At 32.1% G+C, this 24,705-nt stretch carries 20 protein-coding genes and 1 pseudogene; 20 read left to right on the plus strand and 1 reads right to left on the minus strand.

The annotated features are described in order from the left end of the window. The first annotated feature begins 327 nt into the window (after positions 1-327). The 20 genes from DW269_RS04875 to DW269_RS04970 all read left to right on the plus strand — a co-directional run bounded on the left by DW269_RS04875 (position 328) and on the right by DW269_RS04970 (position 24,023). Positions 328-1,170 carry a MurR/RpiR family transcriptional regulator gene (locus DW269_RS04875; RefSeq protein WP_199409925.1) on the plus strand — a complete coding sequence of 281 codons (843 nt, stop codon included), beginning with the start codon at positions 328-330 and terminating at the stop codon, positions 1,168-1,170. Between the two features lie 183 nt (positions 1,171-1,353). Beyond that, positions 1,354-2,268 (plus strand): 1-phosphofructokinase, encoded by a 915-nt coding sequence (gene pfkB / locus DW269_RS04880; protein WP_117458774.1) that lies wholly within the window; start codon positions 1,354-1,356, stop codon positions 2,266-2,268. A gap of 5 nt (positions 2,269-2,273) precedes the next feature. Then, positions 2,274-4,172 (plus strand): fructose-specific PTS transporter subunit EIIC, encoded by a 1,899-nt coding sequence (locus DW269_RS04885; RefSeq protein ID WP_117458775.1) that lies wholly within the window; start codon positions 2,274-2,276, stop codon positions 4,170-4,172. A 197-nt stretch (positions 4,173-4,369) separates the two neighbouring features. Further along, on the plus strand, positions 4,370-5,089 hold the full coding sequence (locus DW269_RS04890; protein ID WP_117458776.1) for a tyrosine-protein phosphatase: 720 nt from the start codon (positions 4,370-4,372) through the stop codon (positions 5,087-5,089). Beyond that, a complete protein-coding gene (locus tag DW269_RS04895; protein ID WP_117458777.1) occupies positions 5,086-5,913 on the plus strand; it encodes a hypothetical protein in 828 nt (275 codons plus the stop codon). Before DW269_RS04890 ends, DW269_RS04895 begins: the two co-directional genes overlap by 4 nt. A 10-nt stretch (positions 5,914-5,923) precedes the next feature. Further along, the gene (locus DW269_RS04900; protein ID WP_117458778.1) at positions 5,924-7,306 is read left to right on the plus strand and encodes a polysaccharide biosynthesis tyrosine autokinase; all 1,383 of its coding nucleotides are present in this window, start codon (positions 5,924-5,926) and stop codon (positions 7,304-7,306) included. Next, positions 7,306-8,718: a polysaccharide biosynthesis tyrosine autokinase gene (locus DW269_RS04905; RefSeq protein WP_117458779.1), complete on the plus strand. Its 1,413-nt coding sequence runs from the start codon at positions 7,306-7,308 to the stop codon at positions 8,716-8,718. Before DW269_RS04900 ends, DW269_RS04905 begins: the two co-directional genes overlap by 1 nt. 21 nt (positions 8,719-8,739) lie before the next feature. Beyond that, on the plus strand, positions 8,740-10,686 hold the full coding sequence (locus tag DW269_RS04910; RefSeq protein WP_370446087.1) for a polysaccharide biosynthesis protein: 1,947 nt from the start codon (positions 8,740-8,742) through the stop codon (positions 10,684-10,686). A 65-nt stretch (positions 10,687-10,751) separates the two neighbouring features. Beyond that, complete coding sequence (locus DW269_RS04915; RefSeq protein WP_199409927.1) at positions 10,752-11,987, plus strand: DegT/DnrJ/EryC1/StrS aminotransferase family protein; 1,236 nt, start codon at positions 10,752-10,754, stop codon at positions 11,985-11,987. A 2-nt stretch (positions 11,988-11,989) separates the two neighbouring features. Beyond that, positions 11,990-12,682: a sugar transferase gene (locus tag DW269_RS04920; RefSeq protein ID WP_370446088.1), complete on the plus strand. Its 693-nt coding sequence runs from the start codon at positions 11,990-11,992 to the stop codon at positions 12,680-12,682. 11 nt (positions 12,683-12,693) lie between these two features. Continuing rightward, a complete protein-coding gene (locus tag DW269_RS04925; protein WP_117458781.1) occupies positions 12,694-13,308 on the plus strand; it encodes a GNAT family N-acetyltransferase in 615 nt (204 codons plus the stop codon). 189 nt (positions 13,309-13,497) lie between these two features. Beyond that, positions 13,498-14,625, plus strand: coding sequence for a glycosyltransferase family 4 protein (locus tag DW269_RS04930; RefSeq protein ID WP_117458782.1), 1,128 nt, complete (start codon positions 13,498-13,500; stop codon positions 14,623-14,625). Between the two features lie 35 nt (positions 14,626-14,660). Next, a complete protein-coding gene (locus DW269_RS04935) occupies positions 14,661-15,707 on the plus strand; it encodes a glycosyltransferase (protein WP_117458783.1) in 1,047 nt (348 codons plus the stop codon). A 3-nt stretch (positions 15,708-15,710) separates the two neighbouring features. Beyond that, positions 15,711-16,712, plus strand: a complete 1,002-nt coding sequence (locus DW269_RS04940; RefSeq protein WP_117458784.1) for a kinase — start codon at positions 15,711-15,713, stop codon at positions 16,710-16,712. Between the two features lie 13 nt (positions 16,713-16,725). Next, entirely contained in the window at positions 16,726-17,811 is a 1,086-nt protein-coding gene (locus tag DW269_RS04945) for a glycosyltransferase (RefSeq protein WP_117458785.1), read from the plus strand. 16 nt (positions 17,812-17,827) lie between these two features. Next, the gene (locus DW269_RS04950) at positions 17,828-19,060 is read left to right on the plus strand and encodes an O-antigen ligase (protein ID WP_117458786.1); all 1,233 of its coding nucleotides are present in this window, start codon (positions 17,828-17,830) and stop codon (positions 19,058-19,060) included. Then, on the plus strand, positions 19,047-20,585 hold the full coding sequence (locus DW269_RS04955) for an oligosaccharide flippase family protein (RefSeq protein ID WP_117458787.1): 1,539 nt from the start codon (positions 19,047-19,049) through the stop codon (positions 20,583-20,585). The genes DW269_RS04950 and DW269_RS04955 overlap by 14 nt, the downstream gene beginning before the upstream one ends. Before the next feature lie 3 nt (positions 20,586-20,588). Then, positions 20,589-21,245, plus strand: coding sequence for an SIS domain-containing protein (locus tag DW269_RS04960; protein ID WP_117458788.1), 657 nt, complete (start codon positions 20,589-20,591; stop codon positions 21,243-21,245). A 46-nt stretch (positions 21,246-21,291) separates the two neighbouring features. Continuing rightward, the gene (gene gmhB, locus DW269_RS04965; RefSeq protein WP_117458789.1) at positions 21,292-22,614 is read left to right on the plus strand and encodes a D-glycero-beta-D-manno-heptose 1,7-bisphosphate 7-phosphatase; all 1,323 of its coding nucleotides are present in this window, start codon (positions 21,292-21,294) and stop codon (positions 22,612-22,614) included. Positions 22,615-22,838: 224 nt separating this feature from the next. Continuing rightward, the gene (locus DW269_RS04970; RefSeq protein WP_117458790.1) at positions 22,839-24,023 is read left to right on the plus strand and encodes a hypothetical protein; all 1,185 of its coding nucleotides are present in this window, start codon (positions 22,839-22,841) and stop codon (positions 24,021-24,023) included. 126 nt (positions 24,024-24,149) lie between these two features. Here DW269_RS04970 and DW269_RS12920 read toward each other — a convergent pair. Next, positions 24,150-24,705: pseudogene (locus tag DW269_RS12920) on the minus strand (6-phosphofructokinase); the annotation flags it as partial.

Here is a 24,705-nt window from a genome sequence, read left to right on the forward strand (position 1 = left end):
TTGTAAATTATAATGGAGACGAAAAGAGGAACAGCCAGTAAGCGGTTGTCCTTGGATTTAAGTATAGAGAATAACGACCCCAACTTTACCAGAGAACGAGGTAGTTATTTTTTTGCGTTCTTATCAATGATGACAAGAAGCAATCTGATCACAATACTGATATGATTAATGTTAAAAAAGACAACAGATACAAATTATTGCTAGGATGCATCAAAAATGAGTGGTATATATCTATGTCCCTCACATTTTCTCTATTTGTTTGTGAAAACATTTTTTTCATGTTAACATGATGATGTAAGGAATTTCATTATGGAAGGAGAATAAAAAATGGAAAGTGTATTAGATAATATTACTGTGTTATATGATCAGTTATTTGATGCTGAAAAGAAGATTGCGAAGTATATATTGAATAATCCAAAAGAAGTCGTAGATATGACTGTATCTGAACTTGCAGAAACAAGTGATGTATCTATTGCATCTGTATCTAGATTTTGTCGTAAAGTAGGTTTAAAGGGGTTTGCCCAGTTAAAAATTTCTTTAGCACAGGAATTAGTGGATACACATAAGAGTGGTGAAGTATCTAATGAAATATCATTAGAGGATATACCACAATCATTACAGAATATTCTTGCGAATAAGATCACTGAACTCAAACAAACAGTGAATCTTATTAACACAGATGAATTTAAAGAGGTTTTAGAGTGTATTAAAGATGCTTCTAGAGTACAGGTGGTAGCGGTAGGAAATACGATTCCTGTAGCCATTGATGCAGCTTTTAAATTAAATGAATTAGGTATACCGACAACTGCAGGCACTATATGGGAAACACAGTTATCTTATTCTTTTACTTTAGGTAAAGGAGATGTACTAATCGCGATTAGTAACTCTGGTGAATCAGATAAAGTATTAGAGGCAGTTAAGGTTGCTAATAAGAATGGGGCTAAGACTTTAGGTATTACTAATAGTGCTCATTCTGCCATCGGAGAAGAAGTACAATATCATATTACTACTGCAACAAGAGAAAAACTTTTTCTTGATGAGTTCTGTTTTTCTAGAGTTTCTGCAATGACTGTTATAGAAATCATATTCTTATTCTTAACTGGGATGATAGAGAATGCACATAAATCTATGATCCAGTGTGAAGAGATGTTTGCGGTAGATAAGAGATAATATACTATTATAGGTATCGATACCACAAAAAGTATGACAAAGATGTTTTTACATCTAATTGTCATACTTTTTTAGCATTATACAAAGTAAATTATTTACATGAAATCTATTGACAAAGAAACCCTTTACATCATATAATAGCGCTGTAATAAAAAGATTTTTACAGAAAAGGAGACCATGTAAATGATTTACACAATTACTTTTAATCCTGCATTAGATTATGTTATTACAGTTGATCATTTCCAACAGGGATTAGTCAACAGAGTATGTGAAGAACATATCTTCTGTGGAGGTAAGGGCATTAATGTTTCTGCAATTCTTAAAGAGTTAGGTTATGAATCTGAGGCTTTAGGTTTTGTGGCTGGTTTTACTGGTGATGAAATTGTACGTCGTGCTAAGAGTGAGTATGATATCAAGACTGATTTCATTAAGGTAGAAAAAGGTATGTCACGTATTAATGTAAAGATGCGTAGTGATGAAGAGACAGAAATCAATGGTATGGGACCTCAAATCACTGATGAAGATGTAGAAAAGTTATTCAAAAAACTTGATACATTAAAAGAAGGTGATGTATTAGTTCTTTCTGGTTCTATTCCTAAATGCATTAGTCCTAGAATCTATGAAGAAATTCTAGAAAGATTACAGGACAAGGGTATCTTGTTTGTAGTAGATGCAACTGGACAACTATTAGTTAATGTATTAGCTTATCATCCATTCTTGATTAAGCCTAATAATCATGAAATTGAAGAAATCTTTAATGTTAAGTTAGAAACTGAAGAGGATCTAGTGATGTATGCTAATAAGCTACAGGAAATGGGTGCTCGTAATGTATTGATTTCACTAGCTGGTGATGGTTCTTTATTAGTAGATGAAAATGGCAATACACATCGTTTAGGTGTATGTAAGGGTACAGTAAAGAACTCTGTAGGTGCTGGTGATTCTATGGTAGCTGGTTTTGTGGCTGGTTATTTAAATAATGGAGATTATGATGAAGCTTTAGCACTTGGTACTGCATGTGGTGGAGCAACAGCATTCTCATATTCACTTGCGAAAAGAGACTTCATTGATGAATGTCTCGCACAATTAAAGGGAGAATAAACAATATGAAAATTACTGAGTTATTGGACTTAAAGGGCATTGAACTCAATGTCTCAGTCAGTTCAAAAGATGAAGCAATCAACAAGCTTATTGATTTAATGTGTGCAACTGGTAAGATCTCAGACAAGGATGCATACAAAGAAGGTATTTTAGCCCGTGAAGCATTGACTTCTACTGGTATTGGTGAAGGAATTGCGATTCCTCATGCTCAGGTTGCAGCAGTAAAAGCACCAGGGTTAGCAGCTATGACTGTGCCTGATGGTGTTGATTATGAATCATTAGATGGTCAGCCTGCTCACTTATTCTTTATGATTGCAGCTCCAGCTGATGGAGGAAGCACTCATTTACAGGCATTAGCTAAATTATCCGCATTATTAATGGATGAAGGTTTCCGTAAAGATTTATTAAATGCGAAAACACCAGAAGAATTCTTAAGCATGATTGATAAGAAGGAAGCAGAAAAAGATGCTGAAGAAGCAAAAGAAGCAGAAGCTCCAGTCACTACTGGATATAAAGTATTAGCTGTTACTGCATGCCCTACAGGTATTGCGCATACTTTCATGGCTGCAGAAAACTTAACTAAAGCAGGTGAAAAGCTTGGTTATCCATTAAAAGCTGAAACAAACGGTTCTGAAGGTATTGGAAATGCCTTAACTGCAGATGAAATCAAGGCATGTGATGGTATTATCGTTGCAGCAGATAAGAACGTAGAAATGGCTCGTTTTGATGGTAAGCCAGTATTAATCGTTCCTGTCACTGAAGGAATCCGTCATCCTGAAGAATTAATTAATAAGATTAAAAATGGTGAAGCACCTATCTATCATGCAAGTGCTGATGCTAAAGAAGCAGCATCAAGTGAAAGTGCTGGTAGAAGCTTCTATAAGCATTTAATGAATGGCGTAAGTCATATGTTACCATTCGTTGTTGCTGGTGGTATCATGATTGCAATCTCATTCTTAGTAGATGATAAGAGTGCAGGGGCTAAGTTTGGTTCTTCTACACCTCTAGCTGCTTGGTTTAATAACATGGGTAACGTATCATTTGGTATGATGTTACCAATCCTTTCTGGATTTATCGCTATGTCTATTGCGGACCGTCCTGGTTTAGCTGTAGGTTTTGCAGGTGGTTTACTTGCTAAATCTGGTGCGACATTCTTAGATCCTAGTGCGGCTAAATTAGCTGCAACACCTGGTTTCTTAGGTGCATTATTATATGGTTTTGTTGCTGGTTATATCATTCTATTACTTAAGAAGGTATTCAAAGGCTTACCAAAATCATTAGATGGTGTTAAACCTATCCTTTTATATCCATTACTTGGCGTATTTTGTATGGCAATCTTTGCAAGTGCAATCAACCCATTAATGTCCATCATCAACCAGGCATTAACTAACTTCTTAAGTGGTTTAGGTAACTATGGTATCATTCTTGGTGTTGTTGCAGGTGGTATGATGTCTATCGATATGGGTGGTCCATTCAATAAGGCTGCTTATGTCACAGCTACAGGATTACTTGCAAGTGGTAACTACATCTTAATGGCAGCTGTTATGGCTGGTGGTATGGTACCTCCTCTTGCTATTGCATTATCAACTACATTCTTCAAAGATAAATGGACTGAAGAAGAAAGAAATGCGGGATTAGTTAACTATATCATGGGATTATCATTTATCTCTGAAGGGGCTATTCCATTTGCAGCTAATGATCCAATCCATGTTATTCCATCATGTGTTATTGGTTCAGCTATTGCTGGTGGTTTATCAGTTGCTTTCAATTGTCAATTAAGAGCACCTCATGGTGGTGTATTCGTTATTGCGACAGTAAGTAACTGGCCAATGTATTTAGTATCAATCGCTATTGGTGCAGTAGTAGGCTGCTTAATCCTTTCTACATTAAAGAAAAATAAGTAAAAATACAGGAATATGTTGAAAAGGCTTACAACATATTCCTTTTTTAATGCATCAATAGTATAAAAAAGCGCTTTAAAAGTAAAAAACTTAAAAATTATGAAATATATATTTATTTCATGCAATTGTACCGATTTTTTCTACACAATTGTAAATTTATGTGATATATTGTGACATGACGTATTAAAAGGGGTGAACTTATGATTGATATACATAGTCATATCCTTCCTCTTGTAGATGATGGATCTAGTAGTGTAGATATGAGTCTAGATATGTTGGACGAGGCGTATAGAGATGGTACAAAAGAGATTGTCTTAACGCCACATTTGGCCTATGCATATGGTTTTGAGAATCCGAACTATAAAATTAAAGAACTCTTTGGTCAATTTAAAGATATAGTAGAAGATGTCGGTATTCCTATTAAGATGTATTTAGGCTGTGAGTTCTTATATAGATCTCATGAATCTTTTGAAAGACACTTTGAAGACATTACAACATTAAATGATACAAAGTATCTTTTAATGGAGTTCTATTTTGATGTAGAAGAAGAAGTGATTCTTGAAGCAGTACAAGATGTATTGGATAAGGGTTATATTCCTGTAGTCGCTCATCCTGAACGTTTTGAAGCAATTCAGATTAATCCTGATATTGCAGTAGAAATAGTCAACAGGGGTGGTTATTTACAGATGAATAAAGGTTCAATACTTGGAGACTATGGGTTATTAGTAAAAGAGACAGTATATAACTTATTAGAAAATAAACTCATACATTTTGTCGGTAGTGATGCACATAACTTAAGAAGCAGGCATCCTAGAATGTATGAATCTTATGTTCAAGTGAAAACACGCTTTGGTAGTGACTATGCAAAAAGGATTTTTAAAGAGAATGGAAAAATATTATTAAATGGGGGAAAGGTATGAACAACAAGGTCAGAAACGGAATCATATTCCTGGTGATTGTGGCATTATATGGTGGATTCTTACTATATGATACACATAAGCCACAAACTGGTTCTTCACCAGTTATTAAAGTACCTAAAGGTACTTTAACACTAGATACTGGAATGGATCAGACAGCTACAAATCAGGCTATTTTAGAGGATGTAAAAGCCACTGATAAGGAAGATGGCAACATTACTAAGAAAGTATTCGTTCAGGGCATGAGTACTTTTGGTGAAGGTAATGTACGAGTTGTTACTTTAGGTGTATTTGATAAAGATGATAACTACACTAAAGTAAAAAGAAAAATCAAATATACAAACTATAGTGCACCACAGTTATATCTTAATAAAGCATTAGTTTATTCAAAGGTTAACTCTAAAGCACAGTTTGCAGACTATATGAGTGCTTATAGTTGTGTTGATGGTGATTTAAGTTCTCAGGTTAAAGTAATCAGAGAATATGAACAGGATAAGAATCACTATGTCACATTTGCAGTGACTGATAGTACTGGTACTCAGTCATCTATCACATTAAAGGCATATCAGACTTCTAGAAAACAGACAGTCAATATTAACCTAGATACTTACTTAATGAGAGTAAAGGTTGGTACTGAAGTGAATGCGAAGAGACATATCGATTCTATTACTATGGATGATATGGACTATTCAAGCTTAAAGAATCAGGTAGATATCAATACAGACTATGATAAGAATACACCTGGTACTTATGAATTTATTTATAGAGTAAAAACAAGTAATGATGACTATGGCTTAACTAAGCTAGTAGTTATTGTAGAAGAGTAGGGAGGATATTATGGAAAACAATGTACAAAATGAAAATCTCCTTACTATAGTTAAATGTATTATTAAAGATATACTACAAAGATGGATCTTGATTGTTGCAGTCATGATTGTTTTTGGAAGTGTATTTGATTTTATGAAGACAGTCACTTATGTACCTCAATATGGTACAAGCATGACTGCAACACTTAGTGGTGGAGAAGATACTTTTAAGAATATTGATAAGGTTCAGAGTTATGTTAATACATTAGATTATCTAATGAATAGTAATAATGCGAAATCTTATGTAAAGAAGAAGATGCCTATAAGTAAGACAACTTATAAGGCAGAAGTAACTTTAAAACAGGCAAATGTAGTTAAGATTAAAGTGACTGCAGACACTAAAAGAGAAGCTTATTTCTCTATTAAGCTATTAAATGATTGGTATAGAGAAAATACAGAACGTTATAGTTTCCCATACAATATTACTGTATTAAAGGAAAGTAAGTTCTCTACTAAACCAGTGAATCCAAATAGTCATATTAAGAACTTCTTGATTGGGGCAGTAGGATCTGGATTTGTATTATCTTGTTTACTTGGTTTATATTTCTTCTTAAGAGATACTATTAAGAGTGAAGAAGAAGTAGAAAATAAGCTAGATACAAGATTATATGCGAAATTACCATTTGAAGTGAAAAAGAGAGAAGATACAAGAAATAAGAAAGCAATTCTTATTACTTCATTAAAGACTAGTTTCTTCTTTAGAGAATCTATGAATAAGCTTAGAAGTAAGGTAGAAGCAAGTAGTGATAAGCATGGTTATAAGTCATTTATGATTACTAGTGCTTATGAGAATGAAGGGAAGTCTTCTGTAGCTGCAAACTTAGCTTTAGCACTTGCGAAAAATGGCCATAAAGTAGTTCTAGTAGACGCAGACTTTAATAAGCCAGCAGTATTCAAAATCTTTGATTTAGATGGCTCTAAAAGCTTAAATAAGGCAATTGAGGGTACTTCTAGCTGGAGTAGTCAGGTTGTAAGTGATCGTAGTGGCTTGGATTTATTACCATGTAGCCAGGATACATTAAAATCTGAAATTCTTACTAATAGTAAGAAGTTAGATGAAATCATGAAGGAATTAAGAGAAGAATATGATTTTGTGATTGTTGATACTTCTCCTGCATACTTATTAAATGAACCTATGGCTATGAATGAACTTGTAGATGCAACTCTATTTGTAGTAAGACAGGATTATGCAACAAGTGATGTTATTAATGAAACAGTAAAACGTTTAACTTATGTAAAAGATAACGTATTAGGTGTTGTATTTAAGAATGTAGTTAGTGTTGGTAATAAGGGAACTAGCAATTATAATAACCGCTATGGTTATAACAAATATAAAGTAAGGGGGGATAAATAATGGAATCAAATAATCAAGATGAAATGACGATTGATTTAGTTAAGTGTTTTGAGAATTTCCTCCGTGCTTTTAAGAGAATGTGGAAGACAGTATTATTATTAGTACTGATTGGTATGGTTGCATTAGAGATGAAAGAAATTCTTTTCTTTAATACAACTTATACAAGTGAAGCAGTGTTTGTACCTTCTGCAGATATAGAGGATACATACTATTATGATGCCACTCAGGCAAGTGGTACTAAAGCAACACTTGTAGATACATTTAATTCAATCCTTACAAGTAAAGAAATGAAGAATATCGTAAAGGATGTATTGAATGTTAATAAGATACCAGCTAAGATTTCAGCCACACAAGTAGAAAACACAAACTTAGTTGTATTAAAGGTCACAGGTAAGAGTGCTCAGGATGCCTATAATGTTGCATCAGCTATTACTAATAACTGTGATACATTAACTAAGGATGCTATGCAGGATGTAAGTATTACATTATTAGATAAGCCTACAATGCCTCAAAAGGCTGATGCCTCACCAAGTTATTTACTAGCAGGATTAAAGGGTGGATTAATTGGACTAGGTGCAAGTGTATTACTATTAATTGTAGTTGCAGTATTTAGAAGAACTATCTTAGATAAGAATGATGTTAGAGAAATTCTAGGTATGGACTATATTGCGAAAGTACCATTAGTAAAGAAGCGTCATTCTAATAATCCAGGTTTATTATTAAATGGTTCTGGTATTAAAGCTGATTTCAAGCATTCTTTCCATAATGTTAGAATTAAGATGGAACAGGATCATAGAAAAAATAAAAATTCAGTCTATATGATCACAAGTACTGTACCTAATGAAGGGAAAACAATGGTTTCTATTAATACAGCCATTACATTAGGACAGAAGGGTTATAAAGTATGTTTAGTTGATCTAGATATGAGAAATCCATCAGTTGAGAAGACGATGAGATATGCGAATATTCATAGAACATCACTAGACTATATTAAAGATAAAGATGTCAAACTAGAACAATGTATTGTTCACAAGGATGATATAGATGTTATATTTGGTAGTGATATTTCAGTTGATGAATCAACTGAGTTATCTAAACCAAGATTAGAAAACTTAATTGAAGAATTAAGAGAAGTATATGATTTTGTGATTTTAGATGTTACACCTTTATATATGATGGAAGATGCATTGTTAGTTGCAAAGCACGCTGATAGTGCAGTCGTAGTTGTTAAGCAGGATTATGCAGAAGCAGGAGATATTCTAGATTCTGTAGATGAACTCCATGATACATTATCTCAGATTGTAGGTGTGGTATTAAATAGTTATAAGAAGACATTCTATAGTTCAGAATCAACTGGTTATGGTTACGGTTATGGCTATGGATATGGCTACGGTTATGGGAGAAGTAAGTAAGATTTAAGAAGGGAAATGAAAATGAGTAAAGGTTCAAAAAGAAAGTTCGAACATTGGCAGGTTGTTCGATTACTATTAATGGTCTATGACTTTGCGGCAGTTATAGTATCATTTGGTATTGCTTTATGGTTAAGATTTGACTGTAAAGTAACAAGTGTAGAACCACAATACTTAACAACTTATACAAAGACTATTATTGTATATGCTTTGTTTTGTTTAGTTGTATTCTGGTTCTTACGTTTATATAAGAGTATTTGGCGTTTTGCGAGTTATTCAGAGTTGTTGAGAGTCATTCTTGCAACTGTAGTGACTGGTGTAATTTACACTGGTTCACTACTTGTATTTAACTTACATATGCCTGTCTCTTATTATGTGATTGGTATTACAGTACAGTTTATTGCGACATTAGGAATTCGTTTCTTCTATCGTTTTGTATTACTACTTCGTGGTAGAACAAACAATGAAGTACAGAAGAAGAATGTTATGATCATTGGTGCTGGTTCTGCAGGACAGATGTTATTTAGAGACATTAAACATGCTAAAGAAACAAATGAAACTGTTGCATGCTTTATCGATGATAACCCTAATAAATGGGATAGATACATTGATGATGTACCTGTATTTGGTAGTAGAGATCATATCCTAGAAGCAGTAGATAAGTTCAATATTGAGAAGATCTATGTTGCTGTACCTAGTGCTAATCCTCAGGATAAGAGAGATATTCTTAGAGTATGTAATGAAACTTCTTGTGAACTTATGAATCTACCTGGTATGTATCAGTTATATACTGGTGAGGTATCAGTAAGTAAGATGAAGAAGGTTCAGATTGAAGATTTATTAGGTCGTGATCCTATTAAGCCTAATATGGATGAAGTATTTGCGTATGTAAGAAATAAGGTCGTTCTTATTACTGGTGTTGGTTCTATTGGTTCAGAACTTGCTAGACAGATTGCATCACATAACCCTAAGCAGTTAATTTTATTTGATGTATATGAAAACAATGCATATGATATTCAGTTAGAGTTAAGAAAGAAGTATCCAAACTTAGATCTAGTGACTCTTATTGGATCAGTAAGAGATAGTAGAAAGATGTTTGATCTCTTTAAGAAGTATAGACCTCAGATTGTATATCATGCAGCAGCACATAAGCATGTACCATTAATGGAAGATAGCCCATGTGAATCTATTAAGAATAACGCTATGGGTACTTATAAGACTGCTTATGCAGCTATGGTACATGGATGTGAGAAATTTGTATTAATTAGTACAGATAAAGCAGTTAACCCTACAAACATCATGGGTGCTTCTAAACGTTTATGTGAGATGATTATTCAGGCTTTTGCAGCTAAGATCAAAGAAGGTAAGGCTTATGAAATCCCTCAGTTATTTACTCATGAGAAGGATATGATTGAAAAACCTGAAATCAAAGAAGCATTAAAGACTACAACTACTGAGTTTGTAGCTGTACGTTTTGGTAATGTATTAGGAAGTAATGGTTCAGTTATTCCAATCTTTAAGAGACAGATTGAAGCAGGTGGACCAGTTACAGTCACACATCCTGATATTATCCGTTACTTTATGACTATTCCAGAAGCAGTAAGTTTAGTATTACTTGCTGGTACATATGCTCATGGAGGAGAAATCTTCGTATTAGATATGGGTGAACCAGTTAAGATTACTACTCTAGCTCGTAACTTAATTAGATTATCAGGTTATACACCTGATGTAGATATCAAGTTAGAGTTTACAGGACTTAGACCAGGTGAAAAGCTTTATGAAGAAAAGCTTATGGCTGAAGAAGGTTTAAAGAAGACTAAGAATGATTTAATTCATATTGGTTGTCCTATTCCATTTGATATCAATGAGTTCTTAGGTGAGTTAGATGGATTACTTGATGCTGCATATAGAAATGAAGATGATATGAAAGAAAGAGTGCAGAAGATTGTATCAACATATCATCCAGCATAACACATGTGTGTGGCACTTAGTGATAAGTGCCACCCCATGTATTTATTCATAGAGGAGGGAGAAAGATGGAAATGAATAAAAGAAAGATTCCTTTTAGTCCACCTGATATTTCTGAGTTAGAAATAGAAGAAGTTGCAAAAGCACTTCGTTCTGGTTGGATTACTACAGGACCAAGAACTAAAGAATTAGAAAGAAGACTTGCTGAATATTGTCATACATCTAAAGTGGTATGTTTAAATTCTGCGACAGCAGCAGAAGAATTAAACCTTAGGGTATGTGGTATTGGACCAGGAGATGAAGTGATTGTACCTGCTTATACTTATACAGCTTCAGCTTCAGCAGCAATTCATTGTGGTGCAAAAGTTATATTTGTAGATAGTCAGAAAGATAACTGTGAAATGGATTATGATAAGGTCGCAGAAGCAATTACTGAGAAGACTAAGGCTGTCGTGGCTGTAGATCTTGGTGGTGTCATTTGTGATTATGATAAGTTGTATCAGGCTATTGAAAGTAAGAAAAACCTATTTACTCCAAGAGATGATAACACTTTAGGATCTAGAATACAGAAAACTCTTAATAGAGTTATGGTATTTGCGGATTGTGCACATGCACTAGGTGCAGTAAGAAATGGTAAGATGGCTGGTGAATGGGCTGATTTTAGTAGTTTTTCATTCCATGCAGTAAAGAACTTTACAACTGCAGAAGGTGGAGCAAGTACTTGGAAAGATATTCCTGGCATAGATAACGAAGAAGTATATAAGTTATTCCAGTTATATAGCTTACATGGACAGAATAAGGATGCATTAGCTAAGACACAGTTAGGTGCTTGGGAATATGATATTATTGGTCCTTGGTATAAGTGTAATATGACTGATATTATGGCAGCTATTGGATTACGTCAGTTAGATAGATATCCTGGAATGCTTGCAAGAAGAAGAGAAATCGTAAGTAAGTATGATGAAATGTGTGATGAGTTAGGCGTTAAACATTTAAATCATTGGGGTAAAGACTTTGAATCTTCTAAACATTTATACTTAACTAGAATACCTGGTATTAGTGATGAACAGAGAAGAGAAATCATTATTAAACTAGCAGAACGTGGTGTAAATACAAATGTACACTATAAACCATTACCTATGATGACTGCATATAAAACCTTGGGGTGGGATATAAAAGATTTCCCTAATGCATATGCCTATTATGAAAATCTTATTACTTTACCTTTGCATACTAAGTTAAGTGATGAAGATGTAGAGTATGTGATTGAAAACTTTAAAGAAGTTGTAAAGGAATATATGTAATGTTGAAGAAATGGGAAACTTTACCTGATTATATGCAGAATGATGAAGTAAGAGTCTATTATGAAACATTGCAGAAGAAGAAAGTAAGTATGTTTCTTAAGAGAGTCATGGATTTAGTAGGTGGTTTGATTCTGCTTATTCTATTAGCTATTCCTATGATTATTATTTCTATTATGATTAAGTTAGATTCTGAAGGCCCTGTATTTTATAGGCAGGAAAGAGTCACTACTTATGGAAAACATTTCAAGATTCATAAATTTAGAACAATGGTTAGCAATGCAGATAAGATTGGTTCTACTGTAACAGTAGGGAATGATAGTCGTATTACTAAAGTAGGAGCAAAACTTCGAGGTTGTAGATTAGATGAGTTACCACAGGTATTAGATCTTATTTCTGGTAATATGAGTTTTGTAGGGACAAGACCTGAAGCAGTGAAATATGTTGAACAATATAAACCTGAATATATGGCTACGTTATTATTACCTGCAGGTATTACTAGTGAAGCAAGTATTAGATACAAAGATGAAGCTGAACTATTAGATGCTGCGAGTGATGTAGATAAAACATATATAGAAGAAGTACTACCAGGCAAAATGAAATATAACTTAGATAGTATTAAGAACTTCTCGTTTTTTGGGGATATAGCAACAATGTTTAGAACTGTGTTAGCTGTATTAGGAAAGGATTATGAGTAAGGAGGGGAAGAATGGTTACTATAAGAGAAGTAAAGTCAAATGAAAAAGAATTGATCAATGAAATAGTAACAATCCATTTGAATACATTTACTGGATTTTTCCTTACTTTCATGGGTCGTGGTTTTTTAAGACAGATGTATCAGTCATATTGTGATCATGATGAATCTGGTTTATTAGTAGCTGAAGAAGGTGGAAAGGCTTTAGGATTCTTAGCTTTTTCATCTAACTTTAGTGGATTATATAAGTTTATGATTAAAACTCGTTTGATTCAGTTTAGTTGGTACAGTATTGGAGCATTCTTTAGAAGACCTTCAGCATTTATGCATATTATTAGTGCTTTCTTAAAGCCTGGAGAAGCAAAACGTGAAGAAAAGTATGTTGAACTTTCTTCAATTGGTGTTGATCCTAATGTGAAATCAAAGGGTATTGGTTCTAAGTTGATTGATGCACTTAAGGATTACGTTGATTTCAATAAGTTTGCATATATTAATTTAGAAACTGATGCAGTTGATAATGAAGGTGCAATTCATTTTTATGAGAAAAATGGATTCGTGAGAGAAAGAATGTTTGAGACTGATGAAGGACGAAAGATGTACGAGTATAGATTTGTAGGAGAAATAGATTAAATTAATTGTTTGGTCTTTTAAGGAGATACCTCTATTAGGATTAATTAATGTGATTTTTGTAAAAAACGTTTCTGCTAACATTAAAATTCAATATTTACATAAATTCATTATTCCTTAATTGAGTTTTGATACAAAACTTAAAATTTAGAGGTTTTAAATTCAAACTATATAAGAATTGAGGGAAATATAGTGAAAAAATTATTATTTGTATCAAATATTAGTAATAATGTAGGTTCTTTTGTAGTTGCAAGTATTGCAGCTGCAAAGAAATGTGGTTTTGAGTTCTATTATGCTGCTAATTGGGATGGTGCAACAAAGGAACAAATAGCTGAGGATGAAAAGAAATATGGCATAAAAATAGTTCATATAGATTTAGATCGTTCTCCATATTCTACAAAGAACATTAAAGCATATAAACAATTAGTTGATTTAATTAACATGGAGAAAATTGATTATATTCATTGTAATACACCAGTTGGTGGTGTTCTTGGAAGATTAGCTGGAGAAAAATGTAAAGTAAAGAAAATAGTGTATGAAGCTCATGGATTTCATTTCTATGAGGGAGCACCTAAGAAAAATTGGATGATTTATTATCCAGTAGAAAAGTGGCTTGCAAAGAAAACTGACGCTATTATCACAATTAATAACGAAGATTTTGAACGTGCTAAAACATTTAAATTAAAAAATAATGGACAAGTGTATTATGTGCCTGGTGTAGGAATGGATTTAAGCCAATATAATGTACCAGATACAGTAAGAGAAATTAAAAGAAATGAACTGAATTTAAAAGGTACGGATTTTGCACTAATTTCAATGGGCGATCTAATTGATCGAAAGAATTACAAGATTGCTATAGAAGTAGTTGCTAAATTAAATAATCCTCATGTTCATTATTTCATATGTGGGAAAGGTCCAGAAGAAGTCAATTTAAAGAAATTAGCAGAGAACCTTGGTGTAGACAAACAAGTTCATTTTCTTGGATTTAGGAATGATATCAAAGAATTATTAAAGGCTTCTGATACATTCTTATTTACATCTAAACAGGAAGGTTTAGCAAGATCTTTAATGGAGGCTATGGCTAGTAAAATACCATGCGTAGTTTCAAAAATAAGAGGAAATACGGAATTAATTGTCAATAATGAGAACGGTTTTCTTTGTAGTGGCTTAGATGATTATGTTAATGCAATTATTAAGATTATGCAGTCACCTGATCTTGCTTATAAATTTAAAGAAAAGAGTTCTAAACACTTAAATAATTTCTCAATCGAGAAGGTAATAGATTGTCTTTTTGATGTTTATTCAAAAGAATATAGATAGAGTTAATTTAGTAATTTTTGAAAAAGGAGAAAAGAATGAGAGTAATTCATTTATTACAAAGCCCACGATTTTCGGGAGCTGAAAATGTTGTCTGTCAAATTATAAGCATGTTAGACGGTAACAACGATATAGAAATGATGTATTGCAGTTGTGATGGACAGATTAGAGAAGCATTAAAAGAAAGAAATATTAAGTTTCTTCCAATAAGTGATCTTACTGTTAAAGAAGTAAAAAGAATTATTAAAGAATATAAACCCGATATAATTCATGCTCATGATATGAGAGCAAGTTTTATTGGTGCTCTTGCTTGTGGTAATATACCAATTATTTCACACATTCATAATAATAACTTTGACTCTAGAGGTATTTCTCTAAAATCAATTGCTTATTTATATGCTGGTATGAGAGCTAAACATATATTTTGGGTTTCAGATAGTTCATATAACGGATACTACTTTCATAACTTATTTAAGAGAAAAAGTGAAGTTTTGTATAACATCATTAGTATTGATAACCTTTATTCAAAAATGGCATTAGATAACAATAATTATGATTATGACATTGTTTATTTAGGAAGATTAACCGAACAAAAGAATCCATTGAGACTTATGAAAGTTTGTAGAGAGATTGTTAATCAACTACCTTCTGTTAAGATTGCTGTAATTGGAACAGGTGATTTAGAAGATGAAACTCATAAGGAAGCAAAACAATTGGAACTTGAATCTAATGTAACTTTCTTAGGTTTTCAAAACAATCCTTATAAAATATTACATGATTCAAAACTTATGATTATGACTTCACTATGGGAAGGTACACCTATGTGTGTATTAGAAGCTATGAGCTTAGGTGTTCCAGTTGTTAGTACTCCAACAGATGGAGTTAAGATTGTTGTAGATAATGGGAAAACGGGTTATTTAGATGAAACAGATGAAGGACTAGTTAATAGTTGTAAAGCTATTATTACTGATACGATTCTTAGAGAAAATATGTCAGATGCGTCTAAAAAAAGAGCAAGGGAATTAATGGATATAGAAACATATAAAACTAAAATTTTAGAAGCTTATGCAAAGGGAGGTAAGTAATAGATGATAATCACAAAAACACCGTTCCGTATGTCCTTTTTTGGTGGTGGAACAGATATGGAAGATTATTTTAAAGAAAATGGAGGAGCAGTTCTTTCTACTACTTTTGATAAGTATTGTTATGTGAACGTAAGACATTTACCAAAGTTTTTTGATTATAATACAGAACTATCCTATTCAAAAATAGAAAGAGTAACTAATGTAGAAGATATTCAGCATCCTGCAATTCGTGAAGCAATGAAAATGTTGGATATGCATGAAATCAGACTTACATATGAGGCTGATTTGCCTGCTAGATCTGGTTTAGGAACAAGTTCATCTTTTGCAGTTGGTATGCTTAATGCATTTTACGCTTTAAAAGGTAAATATGCAGATAAGAAAAAACTTGCAGACGAAGCAATTTATCTTGAAAGAGTTCTCTGTAATGAAGCTGGAGGATGGCAGGATCAGATAGCAGCTTCTTTTGGCGGATTTAACAGAATTAATTTTGGACCTGATGGTTATGAAGTACTACCTCTTATTATATCTCCAGAGAGAAAAAAACGTCTTAATGATAATTTAATGATGTTTTTCACTGGATTTACTAGATTTTCTTCTGATGTTCAAAAAGCAAATTCTGCAACTAGTCCTGATGATAAAAAAATGATGCTTAAAAAAATGAAAAATCTTGTTGATGAAGCAGAGGCTATTCTTGTTAATGATGAGAAAGATTTAGATGATTTTGGGCGTTTATTAGATACTACATGGAAGTTGAAAAGGCAGACAGGTGGATCAGTTAGTACTAATAGCATTGATGCTTTGTATGATAAAGGAATCAAAGCAGGTGCACTTGGTGGAAAATTATTAGGTGCTGGAGGAGGAGGCTTTCTTGTTTTCTATGTTCAGCCTGATAAGCAGGATTCTGTAAAGAAAGCTATGTCAGATTTAATGTATATTCCATTTGAATTCGAAAATGGTGGGACACAAGTAATTCATTATACTCCAGAATCTTATGAGTCTGAGTAAAGAGGTTTGAATAATGAATAAAATAGTATTGTTCACTGCAAACACACAAGGCGGTATAATCCAATTCACTATACAACTATATCAAGTATTAAAGAAAAAAGGATTTCATGTCATTGTATTTATGCCAGATAATGTAGTTAACTCAGATCTTAGTGAAATGAGTCACTTCTTAGTTCAGTATAAAAAAGAAAAGAAAATATTTGACAATAGATCCTATAAAAAAATCAGTGAAACTATTTCTAAGGAAAAGCCTCTATTTGTGTGGTATATGGATAATAGCACTGTTTCACAGAAAGTAGGACTATATGTTGATGAGAATATTCGTCAACTGTTAACAATGCATGATGCTGGAAATTACCATCCAACTAATAATATGAGTGTTAGAAATAGATTGGCAAATATATATAATGAATTGCTTGCTAAAAAATTCTTTAAAAGAGTAACTAAGTTTTTGGTTTTATCTAAGGAGAGTTTTCATACTTTTAGTAAAAATCAGCCAGAATACGCTAATAAATTATTAGTTATGAATTTAGGAGCTCATTTACCTATAGATGAGGAATGTATGCCACCAGAAGGTGGAAAACTTCTGAAGAATCAATTCTATTTATTTTTTGGAAGAATTGATAAATATAAAGGTATTGGAAATTTACTAAGTGCGTATAAGGATTCAAATTGTGAATATCCATTAGTAATTGCTGGTAATGGAAAATTGACAGAGGATGAAACCTTTTTATGTAGTGAATGTAAAAATGTATTACTAATTAATCGCTATATTTTAGATGGTGAAATGAAGTGGTTAATCAATAATTCAATGGCAGTTTGCCTCCCATATATAGAAGCAACACAAAGTGGAGTAATTCCGTTAGCTTATTATTATAAAAAACCGGTCTTGGTATCAGATTTAGCAGGTCTTACACAATTCGTAGAATCTGGTAGCACAGGATATATTAATTCTGATGCTGATGAATGGATTAAATGTTTTGATATTTATAAAGCTAATGATTATGAAGAAATGAACAATTCAATTAGAGAATATTACGAAAAGACAATGGATTGGGATAAGAACATAGACAATGTAATTAATGGAATGACTTTATAAAGGAAAGGAGACTAATGTGAACTATCGATTTCATATATCAATTTCAAAAATATTTTACGGTATAGTAGCTTTTCTTTCTTGCTGGTATTTTTATTTTGCATCATCTTTTAAGCTTAGACCATATCCTTCATTATTTTGGATTGCTATGGCTGCATTAAGTATTCTTATGGCTTTTATTCATAGGACAAGACTGAATAAGATAGATATAGCATATTTGTTAGGAATGATATTCCTAATTGGACTTTCGTTATCTTCGGTTAATCCTATAGCGAGTATTGGTGTGTTAGCAAACTATATTATCTATTATCTTGTAGCAAGATTTATTACAAAGAACTGTGATGGTGAAAAAATACATTCTATTATATTATTTTTCTCTATTATTCATCTTGTATGTTTGTATATGCAGGTTATATTTCCAGATTTATATACAAGAGTTGTATTACCTTTATTGCCGGACAGTATACATACTGAGGTAATTGAGCAGATGAATTGGAACAAAGCATATTACGGTTTTTCAATGCAAACTAGTATGTGTGCAATGTATCTCTCTATAGGTGCTGTTTTATCTGCTGTAAGAGCAAAGAATGAACAGAAAACAACAAAAAAAATGTTTTATATTATACTAGTTGCTTTATTTCTGATGGGTACTTTCTTTACGCAGAGAAGAGGATCTTCCGCAGCTGCGCTAGTTATCATAGCTCTTATTTATATGAGAACTAAAGGAAATAAAATTTCGAAGATTTTATTTGGTATTGCTATTGTGGTTATGATTGCAGTTATTGGAATTCAAAATATTCCTGGAATGTCTGGAATAATAAATAAAATGAGTAAATTTGCATCTAGTGGTTCTCTTATGAATGGTAGAGATGATTTCTTTGGTCGTGCAGTACACGCAATAATGCAGAAACCATTATTTGGCTGGGGTGCTGGTCAAGTTGAAGCTGCAATTGGATATGCCTGGCTTGAAAATTCATTTTTATCTATATTAGTACAGCTTGGTGTGATTGGATTCGTAATATTTTATTTTCCTTTAGTAAAACTAATGAAGAATGTAATTGTTAATGAGAGGGTTAAAACAGATAATATAATTGATTTTTCTTTTTATATACAAATCCTATTTTTAATAATGAGTTTTATAGAAAATTATTATGGAGAAGCCCAACACATATTTATTTTCTTCGTGATAGTTTTGGCGCAAAGAAGATATGTAAATACAAATATAATGGAGAGTAAGTATGAGAATGAATAAAGAAAATGCAACTAAACAAATATCATTTACACTCATTTTATCAATAGTTGCAATGGCAATAAACTATATGATTTCTTTTGTTCTTACTCCCTATATTACGACAAATATGGGGGCTGAAGCATTTGGATTCGTATCACTTGCAAAAACTATTGCTAATTATGGAATAATAGCTACAGGATGTTTAAATGCTTTTGCTGCTAGATATATTACGATAGCATATCACAAAGATGATATAGAAAAAGCAAATACGTACTTCAGCAGTGTAGTGATTGCAAACATAGGGTTGTTATTGATTACTATTATATTTGAGGTTTTCTTTATATATAACATTCAGGTATTCATTAAGATTCCAACCAATTTAGTTTCTGATGTCAAGGTATTGTTTGCTTTAGACATAACTAATTATATGTTATTGGCACTTGCTAATACTTTTACAGTATCAGCTTATATTAAGAATAAATTAGGCAGTGTAGAAACCAATAATGTTATTACATATTTGACTCAGGTTATTGTACTTATAGTATTATATAAATTTTTACCAATAAAGGTTTCCTATGTAGGTGTTGGACTGATTATTTCTACATTGGTGCTATTTGTGTTAAATATCAGATTATCAAAGAAATATACACCTGAATTGAAAGTTAAAAAAGAGATATTTTCATGGAGAGCTGTAAAAAAATTAGTTCTTAGTGGTATATGGAATTCAATAAATAGTGTAGGTAATTTATTGAATTCAGGTTTAGATTTATGGGTCAGTAATCTAATGCTTTCGGCACTAGAAATGGGAAATTTATCCATAGTTAAAACAGTATCTACAATCCTTTCGTCTCTTGAGCAGTTACTTAGTAGACCATTTCAACCATATTTATTAAAGAAATATTCGAATGGTGATTCAAAAGGAGTTGCTCAGATTTTAAATTTTGAAATAATGTTTTCAGGATATTTCTCATCTATGATATTCGCTGGTTTGATAACATTCGGCTCTCTTTATTATAAGCTTTGGACACCAACACAGGATAGTATGCTACTCTATGGAATAACAGTAGTTACTGTAGTAGGTTTTCTGTTTGAAGGTATTGTGCAGCCTTTATTTTATACGTATACACTAACTTTAAAAAACAGAATTCCTTGCTATGTCACTATAGGAAGTGGGATTTTAAATGTCATTGGAATGTATGTTCTTTTAAAGTATACAAATCTTGGATTATATGCAGTTGTTGGCACTACAACAGTACTTGGATTTATTACTTTTATGATATTTACGCCCATATATTCTGCACATTGTTTAGGATTAAAATGGAATGTTTTTTATCTTGGTATATTTAGAGTTCTTAGTGCAGCAGTAGTAATAACTTTAGTATTAAAAACATTATTTATGAATTTTATGCCTTCAACATGGATAGGACTAATTGTTTCTGCCTTGTGCTCATGTATAATAGGCGTTCCTATTTTTATGTTTATAGTATTAGACAAAGAAAATCGCAATTTAGTAATAAATAAATTGAAAAAGTTTAGGGAGAAGTAAGAAATGAAAGAGTTAAATAAAAGATTATATAAACATATTGATTTATTAATTCAGCGTTATCCAGTTTTGGATGTTGTAAAAGATGATATCATTGATTCATATTTAGTTTTAGAAGAATGTTATGAAAATGGTGGTAAACTTCTTATTGCAGGAAATGGCGGCTCAGCTGCTGATTCTGAGCACATAGCAGGTGAATTAATGAAACGTTTTAAAATTCCTAGACCAGTGTCTGATGAATATGCGAATAAACTTATTGAGGCAGATCCAGAGAAAGGCCCTGAACTAGCGAAAAATCTAGAACAGTCTTTAATGGCTATTCCTTTAGTAGCTCATGAAGCTCTATCTACTGCTTATATTAATGATGTAGATGGGTTAGGCGTATTTGCACAGCAGTTATTAGGATTTGGAAGAAAGGGAGATGTTTTCTTAGGAATTTCAACATCAGGAAATAGCAAGAATGTTTTAAATGCGGCTGTAGTTGCGCGTGCATCAGGTCTAAAAATCATTGGTTTAACAGGACAAAAAGGAGGAAAACTTGCAGAAGTATCAGATGTTGCTATCAAAGTTCCAGAAACGGAAACATATATGATTCAAGAACTGCATCTTCCAGTATATCACTGTTTATGTTTAATGCTTGAAGATAGATTTTTCGGAAAGTAAAGAAATAATTTAGGAATGTAAGAATCAGTTAAGAAGGAGTAAATAAATGAAGACAGTTATCATGGCAGGCGGTAAAGGAACGAGAATTCAATCAATTGCTGCCGATATACCTAAACCTATGATACCTATAGATGGAATACCGGTACTAGAACGAGAAATAATTTCTTTACGTGATCAAGGATTTAAGGATATTATTATTACTGTTTCACATCTTGGATCTATTATAATGGATTATTTTGGTGATGGATCAAAGATAGGGGTAAATATAGAGTATTATAATGAAGAAACTCCACTTGGAAATGCAGGAGCATTGTTTAAATTAAAAGATCAATTGACTGAACCATTTTTACTTTTAAATGGAGATGCAATTTTTGATATAGACTTTAAGCGTTTTGTGTCTTTTCATTATTCATGTGGTGGTAAAGTAACACTCTTTACGCATCCAAATAATCATCCATATGATTCAGGCCTTATAATTGCAGATAAAGAAGGCATGGTTGAAGCATGGCTTGCAAAAGAAGATGATAGGCCTCAATATTATCGAAATAGAGTTAATGCAGGTCTTCATGTTATAGATCCATCTATTTTAAATGGTATTGATACAGATAAAGTGGGTAAGGTTGATGAAAAAACTGGAAAAGTATTTAAGGTTGACCTTGACAGACAACTGTTAAAACCATTGGCAGGAACGGGGCAGATGTTTTGTTATGATTCTCCTGAATATGTAAAAGATATGGGAACCCCAGAAAGATTTCATCAAGTTGAAAATGATTATATGGAAGGTAGGGTACAGTCAAAAAACCTTTCAAATAAGCAAAAAGCAGTATTTTTGGATCGTGACGGAACCATTAATGTATATAAAGATTTTTTGACAGATATAGATGATTTTGAACTGATTCCTGGAGTTGCAGATGCAATCAAGAAAATTAATGCATTAGGATATCTTGCTATTGTTATAACTAATCAGCCTGTAATAGCACGTGGTGAAATCAGTTGGGATCAACTTGAAGAAATTCATAACAAAATGGAAACAGAACTTGGCAAGGAAGGTGCTTATTTAGATGGAATATACTTTTGCCCACATCATCCACATAAAGGTTATGATGGAGAGATTATAGAATTAAAAATAGAATGTGATTGTCGCAAACCAAAACCAGGAATGATTTTAAAAGCTTCTAAAGATTTTAATGTAGATTTGAGTCAAAGTTACATGCTTGGCGATAGTGAGAATGATATCAAGGCAGGAATTGCTGCTGGCTGTAAAAGTATTCTTTTAAATGGCTTAGGTTCAAATTATACAAATGGAGAATATGGACAACTAGATACTCTAGAATCAATTAACCTATTCGTTGATAAATATTTGAAATAGAGATTAAAATATATACATATCAGTCGGTATGCTACAAAATACCGATAAACGCTAAATTAATATTAGAATTATGCTGCATCTTAGTAAACATTACATGAAAATGTTGCTAAGATGCTTTATTTTATTAAAGGCAATTGCAATTTCGAGGAGTCAATTTATTCCAGAAACAGAGTAAATCTGATGTATAAGGTAATAAATATTAAAAATGAAAAGAGGTTTATAAAATGGTACTAATAAATAAACAATTGGAAATTGACTTTTATAATAATGGGATATATGATGCTTGGCAATTTGTGATCAATACAAAAGAAACACTAGATACTGCTGAATATTGTAAAGATACAATTTTGCGATTGCTTGATCGAACAACAGAAGAGTTTGATGAATGGAGGAAATCCTTATTGAATTCATTTTTTGAAAATCAAAATGATGAAAAGGAGTTAGTTGTACAAAAAGATTCATTACCAACTACTTTGACGTCTATTGTAGGGAAAGATATTCAAGTATCCTTTTTGCTAAATAAATTGATAAAAGATTTTTTCCAGTATTCTAGAAATGTGTTTGATAGTATTTCTCAAATTGCTAATGCTTCATTACTTGGAAATAAAGCAAAAAAGATTGATAGTGTTGATTTTCCAGCTATGTTGAAGAAGTTTAATCAACAGACTTATGGTAAGAATTTTCCTTATATATCTAATTGGTATAATAGTATTGAAAAAGATTCAAAATACAAGTATATTGACGCTTTTAATAATAGAACTAAGCATACATGTGATGTTGGTTTAAAGTTACGGAAAGGTTTATTTGATAGTAACTATGTTTCTGATATTAATCCTTTTTTTCGCAAATCTATTCAAAATGATAAAAAATCTATTAACACATATTTAGACGAAATATTTGATTATGTTTCCAACTCATTTGATACTTTTATGGTAGAGTTAGTTAAAGAATATCCTAAAAAGCTTTATTTTGATAATCGCTATAATAAATTATATGGATATCAAGCTAAAATGCTTGATAGTCCAGATTCTGATTTTGCTTTTGTTTACATTGAAACATCAACTGCTATGTCTGCTATGCCGACTGAAATTAATGTTTTACTTTTAAATCAGATTGATGATGGGACTATTTACGGTATGAATTGTAATTTTAACACAATATTAGTCAAGAAGCAGGGGACTGAGCATGAATATATTGGACGTTACATAGCAGTAGATAATCAAATCGATGATACATTATTGCAATATAGAAAATATCTTAAACAAGCAGATGGTGGAGATATTGCTTTATGTAATACATATTTAGAATACAAGAAAAATCCGTTTTTACTCAAAACTAATCCGTTCATAGAATTTGATACTATTGGCGATGATGAGGAACTCATAAAAAGAATAAACATTCCATTGTAGGAAGACATAAATATAATGAAATGAATAGAAGGATTCATTATTTTAATGTTTTGTTTATAAAAGATACCTAAAGGGAATTACAATGCAATCATTGTATTCTATTAAGGGTATCTTTTTATCACAATCCTAATATTCTTTTAAATGGGCAATATCGATATATGAAGGAATACCATTCTTATAAGTAATAGCAATTTCACCCTGGATTAATGGATATAAGTAATCATAAAGTTCTTGAGTGATATCATTACCTTCTTTAGTAATCCACTCTGCTGGAACTTTCTGTTCTAGGTTCGCAATATCCTGTACATTACTATAGATACATTCTGCAGTATATGGATCATTGCTAGTTCTCTTAACACCCATCATAACATTTGTATGATCAGCCAGTGCTGTCTCTACAGCCTTTTTACCAATAAAGAAAGATTCATCAATATCTACTTTAGATGCAATATGCATTGCACATCTTTGTAGTACATTTAATTCGATACTTCTTACTTTGCATCCAAAATGTTCTTTACAGATGTTTTCTAATACCTTACCAGTACCAAAATGGATTGGATGACCAAATGCATCATACTGCTGTGAATCACCACTATCTAAGAAGTTTCCGTTTTCATCATGAATACCTTCACTTACTGCAATCATGATAGAAGATTTTTCTTTGAACTTTTCTTCAATATCC

The sequence above is a fragment of the Catenibacterium sp. AM22-6LB genome (assembly GCF_003435615.1).
In the GTDB taxonomy this organism is placed as follows: domain Bacteria; phylum Bacillota_I; class Bacilli_A; order Erysipelotrichales; family Coprobacillaceae; genus Catenibacterium; species Catenibacterium mitsuoka_A.

Coding starts and splice junctions, on each gene's coding strand:
- DW269_RS04875 (WP_199409925.1), top strand. CDS start 328: ATGGAAAGTGTATTAGATAATATTACTGTGTTATATGATCAGTTATTT.
- pfkB (WP_117458774.1), top strand. CDS start 1,354: ATGATTTACACAATTACTTTTAATCCTGCATTAGATTATGTTATTACA.
- DW269_RS04885 (WP_117458775.1), top strand. CDS start 2,274: ATGAAAATTACTGAGTTATTGGACTTAAAGGGCATTGAACTCAATGTC.
- DW269_RS04890 (WP_117458776.1), top strand. CDS start 4,370: ATGATTGATATACATAGTCATATCCTTCCTCTTGTAGATGATGGATCT.
- DW269_RS04895 (WP_117458777.1), top strand. CDS start 5,086: ATGAACAACAAGGTCAGAAACGGAATCATATTCCTGGTGATTGTGGCA.
- DW269_RS04900 (WP_117458778.1), top strand. CDS start 5,924: ATGGAAAACAATGTACAAAATGAAAATCTCCTTACTATAGTTAAATGT.
- DW269_RS04905 (WP_117458779.1), top strand. CDS start 7,306: ATGGAATCAAATAATCAAGATGAAATGACGATTGATTTAGTTAAGTGT.
- DW269_RS04910 (WP_370446087.1), top strand. CDS start 8,740: ATGAGTAAAGGTTCAAAAAGAAAGTTCGAACATTGGCAGGTTGTTCGA.
- DW269_RS04915 (WP_199409927.1), top strand. CDS start 10,752: ATGGAAATGAATAAAAGAAAGATTCCTTTTAGTCCACCTGATATTTCT.
- DW269_RS04925 (WP_117458781.1), top strand. CDS start 12,694: ATGGTTACTATAAGAGAAGTAAAGTCAAATGAAAAAGAATTGATCAAT.
- DW269_RS04935 (WP_117458783.1), top strand. CDS start 14,661: ATGAGAGTAATTCATTTATTACAAAGCCCACGATTTTCGGGAGCTGAA.
- DW269_RS04940 (WP_117458784.1), top strand. CDS start 15,711: ATGATAATCACAAAAACACCGTTCCGTATGTCCTTTTTTGGTGGTGGA.
- DW269_RS04945 (WP_117458785.1), top strand. CDS start 16,726: ATGAATAAAATAGTATTGTTCACTGCAAACACACAAGGCGGTATAATC.
- DW269_RS04955 (WP_117458787.1), top strand. CDS start 19,047: ATGAGAATGAATAAAGAAAATGCAACTAAACAAATATCATTTACACTC.
- DW269_RS04960 (WP_117458788.1), top strand. CDS start 20,589: ATGAAAGAGTTAAATAAAAGATTATATAAACATATTGATTTATTAATT.
- gmhB (WP_117458789.1), top strand. CDS start 21,292: ATGAAGACAGTTATCATGGCAGGCGGTAAAGGAACGAGAATTCAATCA.
- DW269_RS04970 (WP_117458790.1), top strand. CDS start 22,839: ATGGTACTAATAAATAAACAATTGGAAATTGACTTTTATAATAATGGG.